22 protein-coding genes are annotated in these 18,236 nt (G+C 48.7%); 16 read left to right on the top strand and 6 right to left on the bottom strand.

The features are described from left to right. The first annotated feature begins 17 nt into the window (after positions 1 to 17). From B5D63_RS14200 to B5D63_RS14140, 13 genes are all read left to right on the top strand, one after another. Entirely contained in the window at positions 18 to 605 is a 588-nt protein-coding gene (locus tag B5D63_RS14200) for a DUF3341 domain-containing protein (protein ID WP_078669444.1), read from the top strand. Positions 606 to 687: 82 nt separating this feature from the next. Further along, a complete protein-coding gene (locus B5D63_RS14195; protein ID WP_078669443.1) occupies positions 688 to 1,293 on the top strand; it encodes a c-type cytochrome in 606 nt (201 codons plus the stop codon). 50 nt (positions 1,294 to 1,343) lie between these two features. Then, positions 1,344 to 2,549: a quinol:cytochrome C oxidoreductase gene (locus B5D63_RS14190; protein WP_078669442.1), complete on the top strand. Its 1,206-nt coding sequence runs from the start codon at positions 1,344 to 1,346 to the stop codon at positions 2,547 to 2,549. Positions 2,550 to 2,690: 141 nt separating this feature from the next. Further along, positions 2,691 to 3,650 (top strand): cytochrome c oxidase subunit II, encoded by a 960-nt coding sequence (locus B5D63_RS14185; protein WP_235021539.1) that lies wholly within the window; start codon positions 2,691 to 2,693, stop codon positions 3,648 to 3,650. Positions 3,651 to 3,756: 106 nt separating this feature from the next. After that, entirely contained in the window at positions 3,757 to 5,568 is a 1,812-nt protein-coding gene (locus tag B5D63_RS14180; protein WP_078669440.1) for a cytochrome c oxidase subunit I, read from the top strand. Positions 5,569 to 5,682: 114 nt separating this feature from the next. Then, positions 5,683 to 6,582: a heme o synthase gene (cyoE, locus tag B5D63_RS14175; protein WP_078669439.1), complete on the top strand. Its 900-nt coding sequence runs from the start codon at positions 5,683 to 5,685 to the stop codon at positions 6,580 to 6,582. A 17-nt stretch (positions 6,583 to 6,599) separates the two neighbouring features. Then, positions 6,600 to 7,163: a cytochrome c oxidase subunit 3 gene (locus tag B5D63_RS14170; protein ID WP_078669438.1), complete on the top strand. Its 564-nt coding sequence runs from the start codon at positions 6,600 to 6,602 to the stop codon at positions 7,161 to 7,163. Between the two features lie 27 nt (positions 7,164 to 7,190). Beyond that, complete coding sequence (locus tag B5D63_RS14165) at positions 7,191 to 7,865, top strand: cytochrome c oxidase subunit 3 (protein ID WP_078669437.1); 675 nt, start codon at positions 7,191 to 7,193, stop codon at positions 7,863 to 7,865. An 81-nt stretch (positions 7,866 to 7,946) separates the two neighbouring features. Beyond that, the gene (locus B5D63_RS14160; protein WP_078669436.1) at positions 7,947 to 8,348 is read left to right on the top strand and encodes a cytochrome C oxidase subunit IV family protein; all 402 of its coding nucleotides are present in this window, start codon (positions 7,947 to 7,949) and stop codon (positions 8,346 to 8,348) included. A gap of 57 nt (positions 8,349 to 8,405) precedes the next feature. Continuing rightward, positions 8,406 to 9,098: an SCO family protein gene (locus B5D63_RS14155; protein WP_078669435.1), complete on the top strand. Its 693-nt coding sequence runs from the start codon at positions 8,406 to 8,408 to the stop codon at positions 9,096 to 9,098. A gap of 86 nt (positions 9,099 to 9,184) precedes the next feature. Further along, positions 9,185 to 9,757, top strand: coding sequence for a DUF420 domain-containing protein (locus tag B5D63_RS14150; protein ID WP_078669434.1), 573 nt, complete (start codon positions 9,185 to 9,187; stop codon positions 9,755 to 9,757). A 62-nt stretch (positions 9,758 to 9,819) separates the two neighbouring features. Continuing rightward, positions 9,820 to 10,038 (top strand): hypothetical protein, encoded by a 219-nt coding sequence (locus tag B5D63_RS14145; RefSeq protein ID WP_078669433.1) that lies wholly within the window; start codon positions 9,820 to 9,822, stop codon positions 10,036 to 10,038. A gap of 40 nt (positions 10,039 to 10,078) precedes the next feature. Further along, complete coding sequence (locus tag B5D63_RS14140; protein WP_143312904.1) at positions 10,079 to 10,567, top strand: GNAT family N-acetyltransferase; 489 nt, start codon at positions 10,079 to 10,081, stop codon at positions 10,565 to 10,567. Between the two features lie 101 nt (positions 10,568 to 10,668). Here B5D63_RS14140 and B5D63_RS14135 read toward each other — a convergent pair whose 3' ends face one another. The 3 genes from B5D63_RS14135 to B5D63_RS14125 all read right to left on the bottom strand — a co-directional run bounded on the left by B5D63_RS14135 (position 10,669) and on the right by B5D63_RS14125 (position 12,209). Continuing rightward, positions 10,669 to 11,277, bottom strand: a complete 609-nt coding sequence (locus B5D63_RS14135; protein WP_078669431.1) for a MarR family winged helix-turn-helix transcriptional regulator — start codon at positions 11,275 to 11,277, stop codon at positions 10,669 to 10,671. A gap of 64 nt (positions 11,278 to 11,341) precedes the next feature. Beyond that, positions 11,342 to 11,602: a DUF2024 family protein gene (locus B5D63_RS14130; protein WP_078669430.1), complete on the bottom strand. Its 261-nt coding sequence runs from the start codon at positions 11,600 to 11,602 to the stop codon at positions 11,342 to 11,344. 28 nt (positions 11,603 to 11,630) lie between these two features. Next, positions 11,631 to 12,209 (bottom strand): protoglobin domain-containing protein, encoded by a 579-nt coding sequence (locus tag B5D63_RS14125; protein WP_078669429.1) that lies wholly within the window; start codon positions 12,207 to 12,209, stop codon positions 11,631 to 11,633. A 219-nt stretch (positions 12,210 to 12,428) separates the two neighbouring features. On the opposite strand from B5D63_RS14125, the gene B5D63_RS14120 reads away from it, so the two are divergent. Next, complete coding sequence (locus B5D63_RS14120; RefSeq protein ID WP_078669428.1) at positions 12,429 to 13,697, top strand: chloride channel protein; 1,269 nt, start codon at positions 12,429 to 12,431, stop codon at positions 13,695 to 13,697. A gap of 23 nt (positions 13,698 to 13,720) precedes the next feature. On the opposite strand, the gene B5D63_RS14115 is transcribed toward B5D63_RS14120, so the two are convergent. The 3 genes from B5D63_RS14115 to B5D63_RS14105 form a co-directional block, all read right to left on the bottom strand. Then, entirely contained in the window at positions 13,721 to 14,047 is a 327-nt protein-coding gene (locus tag B5D63_RS14115) for a DMT family transporter (RefSeq protein ID WP_078669427.1), read from the bottom strand. Positions 14,048 to 14,202: 155 nt separating this feature from the next. Continuing rightward, complete coding sequence (gene meaB / locus B5D63_RS14110; RefSeq protein ID WP_078669426.1) at positions 14,203 to 15,111, bottom strand: methylmalonyl Co-A mutase-associated GTPase MeaB; 909 nt, start codon at positions 15,109 to 15,111, stop codon at positions 14,203 to 14,205. An 11-nt stretch (positions 15,112 to 15,122) separates the two neighbouring features. After that, positions 15,123 to 15,941: a glycosyltransferase family 2 protein gene (locus tag B5D63_RS14105; protein ID WP_078669425.1), complete on the bottom strand. Its 819-nt coding sequence runs from the start codon at positions 15,939 to 15,941 to the stop codon at positions 15,123 to 15,125. A gap of 140 nt (positions 15,942 to 16,081) precedes the next feature. On the opposite strand from B5D63_RS14105, the gene B5D63_RS14100 reads away from it, so the two are divergent. Continuing rightward, on the top strand, positions 16,082 to 16,717 hold the full coding sequence (locus B5D63_RS14100) for an LON peptidase substrate-binding domain-containing protein (RefSeq protein WP_078669424.1): 636 nt from the start codon (positions 16,082 to 16,084) through the stop codon (positions 16,715 to 16,717). A gap of 221 nt (positions 16,718 to 16,938) precedes the next feature. Then, positions 16,939 to 18,231: a BamG family beta-barrel-assembly machinery protein gene (locus tag B5D63_RS14095; protein ID WP_078669423.1), complete on the top strand. Its 1,293-nt coding sequence runs from the start codon at positions 16,939 to 16,941 to the stop codon at positions 18,229 to 18,231. Positions 18,232 to 18,236: the final 5 nt, after the last annotated feature.

The raw sequence follows: 18,236 nt of genomic DNA, 5'->3' as shown, positions 1-18,236 counted from the left end.
TTTGAATTTTTAAATATATGGCTGTTAAAAATTTTGTTGTAGGCTTGTTTGACGATGAGGCAGTGTTGTTCCCGGCAGTGAAGAAAGTACGCACTGCAGGTTACAAGTTGCACGATGTATACACTCCTTTTCCTGTTCACGGCCTGGATCATGCAATGGGTTTAAGGGAAACCAGCCTGCACACAGCCGGTTTCATATATGGTATCACTGGTACCACCACGGCTTTATCTTTCATGAGCTGGGTATTTAACGTGGATTGGCCGCTGAACATCGGTGGTAAGCCTCACTTCCCGTTACCAGCATTTATTCCTATTACCTTCGAGTTGACTGTATTGTTTGCTGCGGTTGGGATGGTAATGACTTTCTGCTACCTGTGCCAGTTAATGCCAGGTGTAAAGAAACATATCTTCCACCCCAGACAGACGGATGATAAGTTTGTGATGGTGATCGAGCTCACAGAAAAGACCAATGCGGAAGAAGTAAAACGTTTTCTGAATGAGGCCGGTGCGCACGACATCAACGAACAAAGAGCGGAAGCTGGCTGGTGGTATGGCCGCTTTGACCAGGCTGATGAAGATATTCACGCTCGTCCGGTTAACGCTTAATAACATTAACAGCAAAAAATTACAGTTGCAACCATTAGGTACTGGGAGCAGAACTAATGAAAGCTAGAATAAATAATTTCTGATGAAAAGGACTTCTAACATATTGATTGTAGCCGCATTGGCAACTGGAGCTTTCCTGGCAGCCTGTAATAAGGGGGAGCACAACAGAAAGCCCGGCAGGATTTATGTGCCCGACATGTATGAATCCCGTGCGTATGAGTTTTACAGTGCACGTTTGGCAGGTCTGAAACCAGTGGACGGAACCGTGAAGAGAGGTGAACTTTTGCCCTACCATCTGAAAGAAGCAGATACAGCACAGGCTAACCTGGTGAAGAATCCGCTGACAATCACTGCCGATGATCTGAAAGAAGGTGAACGTTTGTTTAATATTTACTGCGGTATTTGCCATGGTACTGCACTGGACGGTAACGGTCCGCTGTACAAAGGCGGCGATGGTCCTTACTCTGCAGCTCCTGCCAACCTGATAGCCGGTGCAAAATCCGGTTACTCTGAAGGCCGCCTGTTTCACGTAATGACCTATGGCTATAACATGATGGGTAGCTATGCCAGCCAGCTCGACAGGGCACAACGCTGGAAAGTGGCCGCTTACATCAAGAGCAAACAGCCTGGCGCTGCCCAGCCTGCAGCAGCTGCTGCTCCGGCGGCAGATAGTACAACCGCCAAATAAGTTAGAGAGAGTTAAAACTGAATTTCAAACAAGTATTTTAATATACAGTAATGAAAGACCAATTTGTAGTACCGGCAAGATTAAAAAAGACCAGCTTCGTGTTAATGGGCGTGGGCTTGCTGACTTTATTGATCGGATTAATTGCGTTTCAAGGTGAGAACGCGACACGGTTCTGGGCCGGTCTGTTGCAAAACAGCAGCTTCTTTTTGCTGATTACATTGGCCAGCACCTTTTTTATTGCAGCCACAACCCTGGCCCACGGTGGTTGGCAGATTGCCTTCCGTCGTGTACCGGAAGCAATTTCCATGGCAGTTCCTGCCTTGTGTGCCATCCTGTTTATCATTTTAATGATCATCGTTTTCGGTGGTAAAGAACACATCTTCCATTGGTTAAACGCGCATCATGTTGCTGAAGACAAAATCCTCACCTGGAAAGCCGCTTTCCTGAACAAAGGATTCTTCACTACCGCCACTATCATCACTATGGGTCTGTGGATTTTCTTCACCCTGAAGCTCCGCAACATGTCCATCGAAGAAGATGGCTGGGACCTGAAACCTGAAACCGGTCGTAAACTCATCTGGAGAAACACCGTTTGGTGCGGTGGCTTCCTGGTAGTCTTCACCCTGAGTGTGGGCTCCACCACTCCCTGGCTGTGGCTGATGAGTATCGACGCTCACTGGTTCTCCACCATGTATTCCTGGTACACTTTCGCCAGCAGCTGGGTATCAGGCCTGTCCCTGATCGCACTGTTCGTGGTATACCTGAAAAAACACGGTTACCTGACATACGTTAACGAAGAACACCTGCACGACTTAGGTAAATTTATCTTTGCTTTCAGCATCTTCTGGACTTACCTCTGGTTCTCCCAGTACATGCTGATCTGGTACGCCAACATGCCGGAAGAAACGGAATACTTCCAGCCGCGCGTATGGGGTGAATGGAGACCTATCTTCTTCCTCAACCTCCTGATCAACTTTATCACTCCGTTGCTGTTCCTGATGAAAAGGGACACCAAACGTAACTATACTTCCGTAGCTTTCATCGCCGTTGTAGTAATCGCCGGCCACTGGCTCGATTTCTGGCAGATGGTAGGTCCCGGTACTTACAAACACCTGGTGTTCCCCTGGTATGAACTGGGTCTGGGCTTAGGCTTTGTAGGACTGATCATTTTCCTGGTAGCTAACGCGCTGACCAAAGCTCCGCTGGTACCAAAAAATCACCCTTACCTGAAAGAAAGCATTGTTCACCACACCTAATATGGTGATAACGAAGATTTAGCAATAGAAAAGCATTAGATAACTTAATTATTTCATATAGCAATGTCAGGATTTTTAGCAGTCTTAGTTATTGTTCTCATATTCATAGTCATCTTCCAGATTGCGAAGGCGAGCGAATATGTGTCCATATTGAAGGGAGAAAAGAAAGCGCGCCAGCAAAGCAACCGTATCAATGGTTTCCTGCTGATAGCATTCCTGGTGCTGGGGCTCATCGGCGTGTATTATTGTAATAATCTGCTGAAAGGCAAGATCCTGGGCGAATCTGCTTCTGTGCAGGGTGAAGGTGTGGATACCCTCATCTATGTGACCCTCGCCATTACCGGTGTCGTGTTCGTCGGCACCCAGATCCTCCTGTTCTGGTTCGCATTCAAATACCAGGAGAAAGAAGGCCGTAAAGCATTTTATTTTCCGCATAACAACAGGCTGGAAGTGATCTGGACCGTTATCCCGGCCATCGCACTGACCGTTCTGGTGGCTTTCGGTCTGAAACACTGGTTCCAGCTGACTTCCGACGCACCGAAAGATGCAGCCATCGTTGAAATTACCGGTAAACAATTTAACTGGCTCATCCGCTACCCGGGTAAAGACGGTCAGCTCGGCCGCCGCGATTTCAAAAAAATCGACGAAGCTGCCAGCAACCCGCTGGGTATGGACTGGGATGACCAGCTGAGCAAAGATGACTTCATGGCTACCGAAGTGCACCTGGTAGTAGGTAAACCCGTAAAATTCGTAATCGGTTCCCGTGATGTTATTCACGACGTTGGTTTACCTCAGTTCCGTATGAAAATGGACGCTGTGCCCGGTATTCCTACCACCCTGTGGTTCACACCGAAGTTCACCACTAAACAAATGAAGGAAAAAACCGGTAACCCGGATTTTACCTACGAAATATCCTGCGATCAGATGTGTGGTTCCGGTCACTATTCCATGAGAGGCGTGATCGTTGTTGAAACTCAGGAAGAATATGACGCCTGGGTTGCCAAACAACCGCTGCAGTACAGCCTGGCTCACCCGGCTCCTGAAGCGCCAAAGGCCGATAGCACACAAAAAACAGTGGCAGCAAATATCGCTAAGCCGTAATTTTGTGTAGAAGATTTTTTTGACGCAGTACTTAACCAATAATAAAAGACAAACTGACAAACGCGATACTTCCCGGGCGTTGGTTTATTAATAAACAGAACCGATTATGAGTAACGAAGCAACATTGCACAGTCAACAGGAGGTAATGCACGGCGCGCATGATCATCATGATCATGAGCACCATCATGAAGACAATTTCATCTCGAAATATGTATTCAGCCTTGATCATAAAATGATTGCCAAACAATTCCTGATCACCGGTATTATTTGGGCTATCATCGGTGCTTTCTTTTCTGTGGTGTTCCGTTTGCAACTGGGTTTTCCCGATGCTACTTTCCCCTGGCTGGAAAGCATTCTGGGTCACTGGGCTAAAGGTGGCCGTATCACTCCCGAAGCTTACTATGCATTGGTAACAATGCACGGTACTATCCTCGTATTCTTTGTATTGACCGCTGGTTTGAGTGGTACCTTCTCTAACCTGCTCATTCCGCTGCAGGTAGGTGCCCGCGATATGGCTTCTCCTTTCATGAACTGCCTCAGCTACTGGTTCTTCTTCCTGGCCAGCCTCGTGATGATGGCTTCCCTGTTCGTTCAGACAGGACCGGCTTCCGGTGGTTGGACCATGTACCCTCCGCTGAGTGCGCTGGGAGACGCTTCCATCGGTTCTAAAATAGGGGTGGATCTCTGGCTGATCTCCATGGCACTGTTTGTTGTTTCACAGCTGCTGGGTGGTCTGAACTATATCTCTACCCTCCTGAACATGCGTACCAAGGGTATGAGCATGACCAAAATGCCTTTAACCATCTGGTCATTCTTCTTTACTGCTGTACTGGGCGTACTGTCTTTCCCGGTACTGCTGTCCGGCTTCATCCTCCTGCTGATGGACCGTCACGCTGGTACCAGCTTCTATCTCTCTGACATCTTTATCGCAGGTAAAGCCCTGGCAAACGAAGGCGGTAGCGCCATCCTCTACCAGCACTTGTTCTGGTTCCTGGGCCACCCTGAAGTATACATCATTATCCTCCCTGCCATGGGTATGGTGTCTGAAGTACTGGCAGTTAGCTCCCGTAAACCTATCTTCGGCTACCTCGCCATGATCGGTTCCCTGTTCGCTATCTGTATCCTGGCCTTCCTGGTTTGGGCGCACCACATGTTCGTTACTGGTCTGAACCCATTCCTTGGCGCCTTCTTCGTACTCCTCACCCTCCTCATTGCGGTACCATCTGCCATCAAGGTGTTTAACTGGCTCACCACCATCTGGAAAGGGAACATCCGCTTCACGCCGGCCTCCCTGTTCTCCATCGGTTTCGTAAGCACCTTCATCTCTGGTGGCCTGACCGGTATCTGGCTGGGTAACTCCTCTATCGATATCCACCTGCACGATACCTACTTTGTAATCGCTCACTTCCACATCGTAATGGGTGTGTCCGCTTTCTTCGGTATGTTCGCAGGTATTTATCACTGGTTCCCGAAAATGTATGGCCGCTTTATGAACAATACTATCGGCTATATCCACTTCTGGGTAACCCTGGTAGGCGCTTACCTGATCTTCTGGCCCATGCACTACGAAGGTATGGCCGGTATGCCAAGAAGGTATTTCGACTATTCCAGCTGGACTTCCTTCAACCAGTTCGGTGGCCTGAACCAGTTTATCAGCATCGTGGTAATCCTGGTATTTGCTACACAGCTGTTGTTCGTGTTCAACTTCTTCTACAGCATTTTCAAAGGAAGAAAACTGACCGAACAGAACCCATGGAAAGCTACTACCCTGGAATGGACTACGCCGATCAACCCGGGCCACGGCAACTGGCCTGGTGAAATTCCTGAAGTTCACCGCTGGGCTTATGACTACAGTAAGGATGGAAGAGACTTCATCCCACAGACAGAACCGATTGGTCCTAACGAGTCAGCTCACTAAACTTATAAAACGGGATTCCGGAGCGCAGAAATAAACTGCTTTCCGGAATCTTGTTCACCGTGATGTTTGTAAATTTGTTCCGGATTTAAAACCCGGGATGTGGATAGAAATAAAATGTTGCAAGAAAACTCCATAAAATTGTCGTCATCGTATGCAGTAGCGAGTAAGGTGAAGGATTATTCTCAGTTAATGAAGTTTAATCTCACCTTCATGGTGGTATTTTCATCCGTGGTTGCTTATCTGCTCGTGCCGGGCGTGGAGTTTGACCTGATCAAAGTTCTTTTGTTATTTGCCGGTGGTTTGCTGGTTTCCGGATCAGCCAATACCATCAACCAGATATGGGAAAAAAATACCGATAAGCTGATGGCCCGCACCGCCACCCGCCCCCTGCCCTCCGGCAGGATGAGCGAAACGGAAGCGATCATCGTAGCGGCGGTAACCGGTGTAGCGGGTTTCCTGATCATGGGTTATTGTTTTAACTGGCTGAGCGCCGCCCTGAGCCTTTTCTCCCTGGTGATGTACGGTTTCGTATATACCCCGTGGAAGAAATGGAACTCCCTCGCTGTACTGGTGGGAGGTATTCCGGGCGCCATGCCGCTGCTCATCGGGTGGGCCGCAGGTGCCAACAACCTCTCCGAAGGTGGTTGGTCATTGTTTGCGATCCAGTTCCTGTGGCAGTTCCCGCACTTCTGGGCAATCGCCTGGATTGCGCATAAAGACTATACCCGCGCAGGGTTTAAACTGCTGCCTGCCAACGGCGAACCTAACAAGTTCACCGCCCTGCAGGCCGTTATGTACACCCTGTTGCTGATCCCGGCCGGCGTAGCACCCTACCTGCTCAAGATCACAGGCGGTATTTCCGCTATCGTGGCTATCCTGGCAGGCCTGTTTTTCCTGTACCGCGCTATTAACCTGTACAGAAAGAATGATGTTCCGGCAGCACGTAAACTGATGTTTGGTTCATACATTTACCTGACCATTGTTCAGCTGGCACAGCTGCTGGACAAGGCCTAAAAGCAATAGAAGGAGTGATGCATACAATGAGCATACAACGTAAAAAAATTCATCCGCACAAGTATTCCCTATGGATAGCAATGGGTAGCATTACCATGATGTTCATCGGTTTTACAAGTGCCTACGTTGTGAAGAGATCGCAGGCTAACTGGCTGGCATTTGAATTGCCGCATATTTTCTGGCTGTCTACTGCTGTGATTTTACTCAGCAGCCTGACCATCCACCTGGCACTGAAACAGTTCAAGGAAAGGAATATGCAGCGCTATAAGCAGTTGATCACCCTCACGGCCGTATTGGGCGTGGTTTTCGCTGCTTGCCAATGGATCGGCTTTTCACAATTGAAAAACAGCGGACTCCCCCTCAGCGGGCCTGTTTCCGCTTCCTTTATTTATGTTATCGTAGGCGTGCACATGCTGCACGTATTGGGTGGTGTGGTAGCATTGCTCATCATGTTTGCGAGAGCCTACCGGACCCGCATTCGTACCTACTCCCCAGTACCCATCGAAGTTGCCGCTACCTATTGGCATTTTGTGGATGTGCTGTGGATCTACCTGTTGATTTTTTTAAGTATCGCGAGATAAACTTTGTAAAATTTTATAAAACTAACAATGGACACAGCAGTTACAGCGAAGAAAAAATGGTGGGACGGAGGATACTCTCCCTTTAATGTGAGCTATGGCAAGTTGATGATGTGGTACTTCCTGATATCAGATGCCTTCACTTTCGGAGCATTACTGATTTCTTACGGAACTATTCGCTTCTCCAGCACTTCCTGGCCTGATCCGAACGAGGTTTTCCGCTCTTTCCCGGGTATGGGACATGCCAACTTACCGCTGGTATTCGTGAGCTTGATGACCTTTATCCTCATTATGAGCTCTGTAACCATGGTACTGGCCGTTCATGCCGGTCACATGAGAGATAAAAAAGCTGTTGCCAAATGGCTGACCTGGACCATCATCGGTGGCGCCTGCTTCCTGGCCTGCCAGGCCTGGGAATGGACACACCTGTTCCACGAAGGCGCATGGTGGGGCCGCAACCCTTTCCACAACGTTGACGGTACACTGGCTTCTACCAACTTCACCAACTTCTTCTTTACCATCACCGGCTTCCACGGCTTACACGTAACTTCCGGCGTGGTACTGAACATCGTCATCCTCGCTAACGTACTGAAAGGTACTTACGAAGAAAGAGGTCACTACGAAATGGTAGAAAAAGTAGGCCTTTACTGGCACTTTGTAGATCTGGTTTGGGTATTCGTATTCACCTGCTTCTACCTGCTCTGATCTGGTAAATATCGGCTGCAACGAATACAAGGTTTGTAATTTGAATTATCGCATTTTAGAATTTATTTAATCTCAATAGGAATGGAGCATACGCATACTGCAGAAGGACATGCACATCATGATTCATCTACCAAAAAGATCTGGAAAACGTTCTGGATCCTCCTGGCTATCACCATGGTAGAAGTTGGTCTGGCGTTTTTACACCTGGAAACAGGTTTCCCCAGCAGAGTAGTGCTGAACGGCGTATTCGTCATACTGACAGTATTGAAGGCGTTTTACATCGTTTCTGAGTTCATGCACCTCGGCAGCGAAATCAAAAACCTGATCTACACCGTCCTGCTTCCTTTGCTGCTCTTCGTCTGGTTCATTATCGCTTTCCTTTATGAAGGTAACTCCTGGAAAAACATGAACAGGGACCTGAAACCAGGTACGCCGATAGAAGCGGTAAAAGCACCGGCAGAAGGACAACACGGACATCACTAAGTTTTTTGACTATTAAATTTCAGCGTCATCTCACGCAGGGCTATATTAGGAGTTGCATTGGCTATATTGGTACCGCTGACAGGTTACCTGATTGTAGATCATTACGGGAAAAATGTAATACCCATTCCAAAGTATTACATCCCCGAAAGAGTGGACACGATCGTTAAGAATGGTAAAACCACTTACGACACCGTTTTCCATCAGATCAGGGATTTTAAAATGACCAACCAGCTGGGACAAGAAGTAAGCCTGAAGGATATGGAAGGTAAAGTGATCCTGGTAGATTTCTTTTTTACTTCCTGCCCCTCTATCTGCCCTACCCTGACGAAAAATCTGAGAAAGATCCAGAACGCTTACGGCAAAACCGATACGCTGCTCCAGATCCTCTCTTTCTCGGTAGACCCTGTCAGAGACTCCGTACAGAAGCTGCGGAAATACGGATACGACTATAAAGTAAATCCGGACAACTGGTGGCTGCTGACCGGCGATAAAAAAGAAATCTACGACCTCGCCAGACACGATTACTTCGTTTCTGTAACAGAAGGCAACGGCGGGCCGGATGATTTCGTTCACACAGAAAAGCTGGTGCTGATAGATAAAAACAGGCATATCAGAGGATATTACAACGGGCTCGATTCCAACGCCATCAAACAATGCGCAACAGACATCGCTACCCTGTATCTTGAAAAAGACAGGCGCCGCCCGGGATTCTGGAAATTCTTCAAAGGGCTGTTTAAAAACTTCAGCTGATTTAATTATAAAGTATTCGTGAAAGGTGGATAAAAGAAAGGGTTGTCACCTTTCTTTTTCCACCTTTCGCATATCCGGAACATATTATGGAACTAAAGAATAAAAATCTAAACACACCTATTGCCATCGTCTCTATCGTGATCCCTGCACTGGTGGCATTGCTGTTTTTCCTGCCGAAGCCTGATTTTCATCCCGGCTTTGATATTAAAGTCCTTCCCCTGTTCCACGCTATCCTCAATTCCGCCACAGCGGTGTTGCTGGTGGCCAGCCTCTATTTTATCAAGAATCAGCATGTAAAAGCGCACAAAACCACCAACCTCATTGCGGTGGGACTGTCCGTTATTTTCCTGTTGTCATACGTTACTTACCACTCGCTCGCATCTGAAACCCGCTTCGGCGATGTGGACCATAACGGTATCGTGGACGCTGCTGAAAAGGCTACGCTGGGAGGCATCCGCTATGTATATTATTTCCTGCTGCTCACCCACATTGTACTGGCCGCTATCATCGTGCCGCTGGTATTGTTTACGCTGCTGCGAGGTTTCCAGAATGATATTCCGCGCCATCGTAAAATTGCCCGTATTACCTGGCCTATTTGGTTCTATGTGGCTGTCACCGGTGTGATTGTGTATATCATGATTTCTCCATATTACCATTGATACATTTGCGAAGCTATTTTTCCATTAGATGACCTAATTTTGTTAGATTAAAATTTGCCGATATGAATAAGCTGTGTTTGTTTCTGCTGACCGTTCTGCTGACAGTAATGAGTTCGCCGCTGATGGCGCAATGTTCGCTTTGCACCAAAACAGCACAGCAGTTGGGAGAAGGCCCTGCAAAGGGATTGAACAATGGTATTCTGATGCTGGCGTTTACGCCGCTGGCGATCATCGGCCTGCTGGCTTTCCGCTGGTGGAAAAGCAACCGGGAAGCATCCTGATAGCTTCCGTTGCCGTATGTTATGTTATTAACCCCCCTTTTTGTTTGTCACTATGATCACCTATCGCAAAGCGGATATCCGGGATATTCCACAAGTGGTATCATTGCGTCTTCGGTTTCTTAATGAGATGTACCCGCAGCCGGACACTTCCCGCGATGTATTGCTCCAGGAAAAAATTGCTGCCTACCTCCGGGAGCATCTGCCTAAAGGAGATTTTGTTAACATGTTTGCGGAACATCATGGCCAGATAATAGCCAGTGCGGGTATCGTATTTTATAATCAGCCTCCCCTGTACCACAACCTCGACGGCCAGGTGGCCTATATCCTCAACGTATACACGCTTCCGGCTTATCGCGGGCAAGGCATTGCCAGAGCCTTAATGGAAAGGCTCATCACAGAGGCAAAGGATCGTAACACGGGTAAATTAAGCCTGCATGCCAGTAAAGACGGACGGCTGCTTTACGAAAAACTGGGGTTTCTTGCCGGAGATAATGAAATGACGCTGCAGTTGCCGCGGGCACAACCCTGACAGGCCCCCGGAGGAGCGTTCTGCTGAAAGCAGGAAAAATAGTTGGCATCTCCCGAAAACATGACAAAACACTCACACCGGACAAGCGCTGAATCGTTGGCCTAGCCTTTAGCTTCAAATACCGGACAATCCACCCGCAGGTTACCCTGCTTCAGGGAAATACCCAGTTCTTCGCAGTAAGGGCCTTTTCTGCCGCTGGCATAATGCTCGCAGTTAAAACACATCGGCTGGTGCGTGATCACCTCCTGTTGGTTCAGTTGGTAGATCAGCTGCATCAGTTGCTCCAGCAGTACGCCCTGTTCTTTGGCAGGACTGGCTGCTACGGCTTCCTGCATCGGCGCGGCGAAATGCTCCACCTTTTTGGCGATGGCACGTCCTTCCTTCAACAGGTGCAGAGAGTGGCTCCGGGTGTCTGTCTGGCTTGGCTTTCTTACCAGGTAATTTTTTTGTTCCAGCGATTTCACAGCGTCGCTGATGGTGGCTTTGGTCATGTTGAAATACAACGCTAACGAGGTTACTGTACGTTGCTCCTCCGGATAATGGAGCAAAAACGTCAGTACCTGAATCTGTATGGGACTCAACCCATATTGTGTGGCCTCCTGCCAAAGGAGCACCCTGAAAGCCTCTGATAAGCGCTCAAGGGCAACCACAATTTTGCTTGGTGTGTTTTCTGCCTGCTGCGCGGGGCTGAATGTGGAAACTTTCCCCATATTTACTACTGTCCTTAATTAGCGGGGCAAGGTACAATAATAAAGGCTGCTTGTAAATAGCATATTAGTGACATCCTTGAGATTCGTGGATATAGTATCCTTGTACGGCTATCTGTGATTCCCAGCGGGGAACGGTTTCTGTGGTGTAACAAAAACGGCAGTCCCTGCTGCTGACCGGCAGGTCCTCCTGGAGGCGCGTCTGCAGAAAGGCGCTTCCATAGGCCAGCACGGCGGTAAAAGCCGTTTCCGGTGGCACAATAATATCAAAATGAAGAATGCCTCCTTTTCGCTTTTTTGCACATGCCTTGTATACGGCGACTTCCATAAATATAGTTTTGGGGTGTTGGTGACTGTCAGAAAGGCGCCGGCTGTCCTTCGGGATAAATCCATAATAAGGCGCTCAGACTCACTGCTTTAAACCACGCCTGGTGCATAGCGGCGGTTTCAGTAGCATCATATCCTGCATGATCAATAAAATAACGGCCAGCTTCACTTACCGGGAATACGAAAGTTGTCATGTACCGCAGATATACCGGCGATATTGCATGCAAGTCATCTAGTGGCACATGCCTGAGCTGCAGCTGCCGCGCAATACGCTCTTCAAATTCCCACCACCGGTGACTGTCGCCCCGGTCACATAAGGCGGTGATCCAGGCCTTAAAATGCGGACGGAGGCCGTTCAGATAATCCAGGTCCGGCGATCCGCTGTTGGTGAAATAATGTGACAGATAATTGTTATTGACAATACGCTCATACCACCGGTTCAATATCTCTTCGGCATGAGGCGCCAGTATGGCTCCCGCCATCGTCAGATATTGCTCGTCCTCTTGCGTGAACAGCATCATGCGTTTGATCTTAATCAACACCTGCGCATCAACGGAAGTGCTCTGGGGCTCTGGAATCATTGATGACCGCTCAGCTGCGTTAATCATATCGTACTTACGTTTTGTAACTACTGCATTTAGATAATGGTCATATGCAAATATAGTAAGGATTCCTATTCAATTGCAACTTAATGCAATTGCAATAACTTTTTTTATTTGCGGTACCTTATCCGCCTGCGGCAGATATATGGGTTTGAATTAATTTGAGATTTTCCGGCGAACTGTATAGTTTTGATTACCTGCTAACCAGGTATTTGAACTGGCAAAATGAAAAACATCCTGACACTTCTATATAAAAACGGTCTTGGTATCAACTCTGTACTATCCGGAGACAAAGAAAATTTTGAAATAGTTCCCCCGGAGGGCTATTTACGATGTATTGGCTACCTCACGGCCCTGGGCGCCGCTGCGGGATTACTCACAGCCGGCCTCGGAATGGCCCTGCTGTGGCTTATCCGCATCATTACCAACGTTACCTTCTTTGGAAAACCGGTAGCAGACATAGCTAATCCGGCAGAGAGTGAGGCCGGCATCTGGTTGCTGCTGATCCCGTTACTCGGCGCCGGGGTATCTTTGTTGCTGACCAGGAAGGGCATTCCTGTATGGAAACTGCCGGCACTGGCGGTAAACATCGGCACCGGGGCGCCGGTAGGCACAGAAGGACCCGTTATGCTCGCCGCCGGCGCTTTTGCCCTGCAGGCCGGGCAAAAGCTGCGGATCTCCGCTGCGGAAGCCCGCATAATGCTGGTGGCCGGCGCCGCTTCAGGCGTAGCCTGGTACTTTGGAGCGCCGGTGTCGGCATTGCTGCTGGCGCTGGAACTATGGCTCGGCAGCTGGTCACTGCTCACCGTACTGCCCGTCCTGGCCGGTATCCTGGCGGGAGCCCTCGCCCGGTATGGCATGTACAGTATAGAACCTTTCTTTACAATGGGGCCCGGCCCGGAACTGAATATCAAAGCTTTTCTGGTGTACCTGGTACTGGGACTGATCATTGGCCTGATGGCCGCCGGTATCATCCGGGCTTCCCGTGGCCTGGCACGGCTGGCGGAACGCCTGCGGCAGCGCCATCCCTGGTGGCTGGTGCTGTTTGCTGTCCCTGTGGGGGTGCTGGGGTATCTGGCGCCTGAAAGCCTGGGCAACGGTGAAGTCTACGGCAGTTACCTCTTGCAGGCGCATGTGACCTTACAACTGTTGTTCGTAGCAGGGGTGGTAAAACTGATTGCGTGGCTGTTCTTTATGAGCGGGAATAATACAGGGACAACCATCACTCCCCTGCTGATCATGGGAGGCGCTATAGGACTGCTCCTCGCGGTAGCGGCTCAGTTCATGTGCCCCGGGGTGGTGATCAATCCGGTCATGGCTTCGCTGATAGGTATGGGAGCACTGTTTGCCGGTGTTACAAGAGCATGGCTCTCTGCCATTGTATTGATGCTGGAATTGACGCATTGCCTGCCGGCAGCGGCGCCGGTGGCCGGAGCGGCCATCATCGCTTTTGCCGTGTCATGGCCGCTGATAAAAACAAGGCGCACCGCCTGATGCGGGCGCCCTGCCATAAAAAATTACTCGCCTCCGGAAACAGCCTTCAGGCCTGCAATAGAACCGATCAACATCACGAGAAAGAATATACGCCACATGGCCGCTGGTTCCTTAAAAAAGAGCATACCTGCAATGGCAGTACCAGCAGCGCCAATACCTGTCCATACCGCGTAGGATGTGCCAATCGGCAGTCCGTTGTTGATCGCTTTGTTCAGGAAAAAGAAACTGAGCGTAATACAGATGAAAAAGCTCACTGAAGGCCACAGCTTTGAAAAATTCTCAGAGTACTTCAGTGAAACCGTAAAGCCCACTTCAAACAGTCCGCCAATAAGCAGGAATAACCAAGCCATAATAACCAGATTTATACGTGAAAAATAAAATTTGTGAAGGGAAGGGTTGGGACAACAGAAGCCCGCAGCCTCAGGATCAGAGGCCGTAGTTGAACACTGCGTAAGCGATGGATATGCCGAATGAGGTTGTCCGCATGGCGCAAAGATAATAAAATTTAACTACCTGCCTTTTCTGATACGTACCGATACAGGTTAAATGATTGTTGCGTTATATGGGATTGTATTTCAGCCTGTAATATTTTTTTACTGATATCATGCATACGTCGATGCTGTATAAGCTGGTAGGCTTTCTCAGCGAGCAGCAGGGAACGCCGCTGATGCTGGTGTTGTACGGCCTGATGATGCCGCAGAATAGCTGCTGTAATTTCGTTTATGCCTTCCTGTTGGGTGGCAATGGATTTGACAACAGGTATTTCCCAATGCGCCTGTTGTTTGCTGTGCGCCAGCAGGCGCAGGTTTTTTACAAAGCTGTCCGCGTTGTCGCGGTCTGCTTTGTTGACCACAAAAATATCCGCGATCTCCATCAGCCCCGCTTTCATGGTCTGTATTTCATCGCCTGCTTCCGGCACCACTACTACAACAGTGGTATCGGCAATACCGGCGATTTCCACTTCACTCTGGCCTACGCCCACCGTTTCAATGAAGAGATAATCGAAGCCGGCGGCTTTAATCAAATCACTGACTTCAATGATTTTGGGACTCAGCCCGCCGAGTGCGCCGCGGCTGGCCATGGAACGGATATATACGTTGGGATCTCCGAAATGTTGCGCCATCCGGATCCTGTCGCCCAGTAAGGCGCCGAAATTGAAAGGGGAAGAGGGGTCTACGGCGATAATGGCTATTTTTTTACCGGATGCCAGCAGATGGGTGATCAGTGCATTAACGAGGGTGCTTTTGCCAGCGCCGGGAGGACCGGTGATCCCCACTACTTTCGTCTGATTGTTGTCCGGCAACTGCTCCAGCAGCATTTCATAACCAGGAGCTTCATTCTCCACAAGGGAAATACAACGGGCCAGCGCTTTTATCTCTCCACGCAGAAGTCCATCCATATATTGCTGGTACATGCTCAAAGTCTTTAGTTGATCAGGTATTCCAGTATGCCCTTGTCTGCTTTTATCTTTTTACTGCTAACAGCGGCCTTTACCAGGATCATGTTCTCCTGATGTTTGCCACGGGAATTTTCGCGGTGATAAAGGTGATAGGCGACGCCCCCCATCTTGATGAATTTTTTCTGGACACCGGCATTCAGCAGTCTCACCGCAATATCGTTGTCCTCCATGCCCCATCCGGTGAAGTTTTCATCATAGCCGTTGACAGTCAGGAGATCCTTTTTCCAGAAGGACATATTGCAACCTTTAACATAATATTTATGCCTGCCGCCCACTTTATAACGTTTAGACAGGAAGCGGCTGAGCGCCGGAAACCGTAATGCGTTGAACAGGTGACTGAAAGGAGTAGCCCGGTAATTAATATTGATCTCATGCGCCTGCAGCAACCTGTCAGTAACGCTGGACGACAATAATGCCCGGCTGCCGGTGATAAAATACCCCGGTTCTGCCAGGTTACGGTGGTCTTCCACAAAGTGTTTGTCCAGGATAAGGTCTCCGTCTATCTGGATAATATACTCCGAAGTGGACTGGGCGATACCTTTGTTTCTGATTTGTGCCAACCGGAACCCTTTGTCCTCCTGCCATACATGAATAAGCGGCACCGGAAAGTCGTTCCGGATGCTGTTGATCAGCTCACGGGTGTCTTCCCGGGAACCATCATCAGCGATGATCACCTCGTTGGGCAGGATGGTTTGTGATTTGATACTATTCAGGCATAAGGCAAGGGCAGCTGGCCAATTATAGGTAGAAATCAACAACGATATCGTGGATGTGGTTGCTAACATGTCTGCGAATGAGTAATAATGTTGTCTATAAAGGTATTCCTTTTATTTAATATATAGATAGCGGTGATGCTAATAAGCAGATTCTGCGCCCGTTATGCGGGCCGTTTTTTTTATCTTTAGCTTAAACTCTGACCCAAAAAATGACAAATTTTATATCCATATTTCCCCTTGGTATTGTGGTGTATCCCGGAGAACAGCTGAATCTCCACGTATTTGAACCCCGGTATAAACAATTGGCCCGGGAATGCGTGGCCGAAAATAAGCCTTTTGGAATTCCGGCTGTAATTGACAAAAAAATAATGGAATATGGAACGCTGGTGACCATAGAAAAAGTAGAAAAATTATACGACAACGGCGAAATGGACCTGGTAACCCGCGGTACCAGCGTTTTCAGGACCCTGGAACATATCGGTGACATTCCTGATAAATTATATGCCGGCGCAATCGTCAACTATCCGGAGAACCATGCGGGAAGCAATGCCCGCCTGCTGGACGAAGTATTGCACGGTATCCGGGAGCTGCATGCTATCCTGCAGGTACATAAAAAATTTCCCAAAGAAGATGCCCGCCTTACCGCCTACGACCTCGCCCACCATGCCGGCCTGTCGCTCACAGAGGAATATGAACTGCTGCATCTTTTTTATGAGCTGCAGCGACTGGAATACCTCAAACGCCATCTTCATAAGGTAATTCCTATGATGGCAGAAATGGAACGGCTGAAAGAACGGGTAAAACTAAACGGTCATTTCAGAAACCTGTCTGCCGGGGACCTGTAAACTTTTCCCAGGCTGAAAACCTGCCGTAAAATATTGCCAAAAAAATATATTTTTGACGGGAAACGGCGGCCTGTCGCTACTTTCGGCGTTCGAGGCGCTCAACTTTAACGCGCTTTTAACAGGGCTGATTTTGGATTTTTTTGCTTCCCGCCTTAAAAAGTAGATATTTGCAGACCCATAATTTTCACTGGACAAGGGTTTAAATTCAATTCTGATACGAAATGCATTGGACAAAAGTCAGTATTCTTTGCTTCCTGGTTGGGTTTTTCCTGGTGGCAAATAATGCTACAGCACAGGATAATTCACCCTACTCGCGTTACGGTTTAGGCGATCTGAACAACAACCAGAATACGGTCAACCGTGGTATGGGGGGCGTTTCTCAGGCGTATGGTGATCCTACATCTGTTAACTTTATCAATCCGGCCAGCTATTCCAACCTGCTGCTCACCACTTTCGACATAGGTGTGGAAGCCGGCGCCCGGTCTATCTCCGATAAAAATGCCAGCTTCAGCTCCGGTTTTGGTACGCTTTCCTATCTGCAGGTGGGTATTCCCATCCGTAAAAAATGGGGCCTGAACCTTGGTCTGCGCCCGGTAACCCGGGTGTCTTACAACATCCAGGAATCCAAAGACCAGATTTTTTATGATACCCTGAAACTGCCCGTTGCCCACCGTTACCAGGGCAGTGGCGGTTTGTATCAGTTGTATGCAGGTACCGGCGTAGGCATCGGTAATTTCAGTATTGGTGTAAACCTGGGTTATCTGTTTGGAAACATCGAAAACAATACCCGCGTGATCTATCCTGTAAGCGATATCAACGCTTCACGGCATATGTCCCGCATCAGCTACAGCAGCTTCTTCTACAAGGTAGGTGTTCAGTATAAAGCCAAACTGACCAAAGAAATGGACCTGACGCTGGGTGCTTCCGGAAGCCTGAAACAGGATATGACGGTACGCCAGGAAACCCTGAGCGAAAGCCTGATATATAATGCCTCCACCGGCGACTTTACCTCTCTCGATTCTATAAAATCCGAAAAAGGCCCTAAAGGTACCGTTGTGTATCCGCAGGACTTTGGTGCTGGTTTTATCCTGCGCAAACTGGATAAATGGCAGATCGGTATGGACTTCAATACCACGCAGTGGAGCAATTTCAGAAAATATGAGCAGGCCGATTCCCTCCAGAACTCCTGGAAAGTGTCGATCGGTGGTCAGTTCGTTCCCAACGCCACTGCCCTCAGCGGCTACTGGAACCGGGTGGCTTACCGCCTGGGTGCTTACTACGGCCTCGACTATCTGAAACTGGGTGGTCAGGACATGAATATGATGGGCTTTACTATAGGCGCCGGATTACCGGTTCGCCGTATGCCCTACTCCAACCAGTACAGCATGGTCAACATCGCTTTCGATGTGGCCCACCGTGGCAGCAATAACACTGCTCTGAAAGAAAATACCTACCGGGTGTCCTTAGGCTTTACCCTGAGCGACAGATGGTTTATCAAGAAGAAATACGATTAAGCCTG

The organism is Chitinophaga eiseniae, assembly GCF_900167135.1.
GTDB lineage: Bacteria > Bacteroidota > Bacteroidia > Chitinophagales > Chitinophagaceae > Chitinophaga > Chitinophaga eiseniae.
This window is presented reverse-complemented; position numbering and strand designations above follow the sequence as displayed.

What these genes read in the sequence shown, in the direction of transcription:
- meaB (WP_078669426.1), bottom strand. Translation starts at nt 15,111, where the DNA reads ATGTACCAGCAATATATGGATGGACTTCTGCGTGGAGAGATAAAAGCG.
- B5D63_RS14195 (WP_078669443.1), top strand. Translation starts at nt 688, where the DNA reads ATGAAAAGGACTTCTAACATATTGATTGTAGCCGCATTGGCAACTGGA.
- B5D63_RS14120 (WP_078669428.1), top strand. Translation starts at nt 12,429, where the DNA reads ATGAAAAACATCCTGACACTTCTATATAAAAACGGTCTTGGTATCAAC.
- B5D63_RS14105 (WP_078669425.1), bottom strand. Translation starts at nt 15,941, where the DNA reads ATGTTAGCAACCACATCCACGATATCGTTGTTGATTTCTACCTATAAT.
- B5D63_RS14125 (WP_078669429.1), bottom strand. Translation starts at nt 12,209, where the DNA reads ATGATTAACGCAGCTGAGCGGTCATCAATGATTCCAGAGCCCCAGAGC.
- B5D63_RS14135 (WP_078669431.1), bottom strand. Translation starts at nt 11,277, where the DNA reads ATGGGGAAAGTTTCCACATTCAGCCCCGCGCAGCAGGCAGAAAACACA.
- B5D63_RS14115 (WP_078669427.1), bottom strand. Translation starts at nt 14,047, where the DNA reads ATGGCTTGGTTATTCCTGCTTATTGGCGGACTGTTTGAAGTGGGCTTT.
- B5D63_RS14180 (WP_078669440.1), top strand. Translation starts at nt 3,757, where the DNA reads ATGAGTAACGAAGCAACATTGCACAGTCAACAGGAGGTAATGCACGGC.
- B5D63_RS14150 (WP_078669434.1), top strand. Translation starts at nt 9,185, where the DNA reads ATGGAACTAAAGAATAAAAATCTAAACACACCTATTGCCATCGTCTCT.
- B5D63_RS14130 (WP_078669430.1), bottom strand. Translation starts at nt 11,602, where the DNA reads ATGGAAGTCGCCGTATACAAGGCATGTGCAAAAAAGCGAAAAGGAGGC.
- B5D63_RS14190 (WP_078669442.1), top strand. Translation starts at nt 1,344, where the DNA reads ATGAAAGACCAATTTGTAGTACCGGCAAGATTAAAAAAGACCAGCTTC.
- B5D63_RS14145 (WP_078669433.1), top strand. Translation starts at nt 9,820, where the DNA reads ATGAATAAGCTGTGTTTGTTTCTGCTGACCGTTCTGCTGACAGTAATG.
- B5D63_RS14200 (WP_078669444.1), top strand. Translation starts at nt 18, where the DNA reads ATGGCTGTTAAAAATTTTGTTGTAGGCTTGTTTGACGATGAGGCAGTG.
- B5D63_RS14100 (WP_078669424.1), top strand. Translation starts at nt 16,082, where the DNA reads ATGACAAATTTTATATCCATATTTCCCCTTGGTATTGTGGTGTATCCC.
- B5D63_RS14170 (WP_078669438.1), top strand. Translation starts at nt 6,600, where the DNA reads ATGCATACAATGAGCATACAACGTAAAAAAATTCATCCGCACAAGTAT.
- cyoE (WP_078669439.1), top strand. Translation starts at nt 5,683, where the DNA reads ATGTTGCAAGAAAACTCCATAAAATTGTCGTCATCGTATGCAGTAGCG.
- B5D63_RS14095 (WP_078669423.1), top strand. Translation starts at nt 16,939, where the DNA reads ATGCATTGGACAAAAGTCAGTATTCTTTGCTTCCTGGTTGGGTTTTTC.
- B5D63_RS14160 (WP_078669436.1), top strand. Translation starts at nt 7,947, where the DNA reads ATGGAGCATACGCATACTGCAGAAGGACATGCACATCATGATTCATCT.
- B5D63_RS14165 (WP_078669437.1), top strand. Translation starts at nt 7,191, where the DNA reads ATGGACACAGCAGTTACAGCGAAGAAAAAATGGTGGGACGGAGGATAC.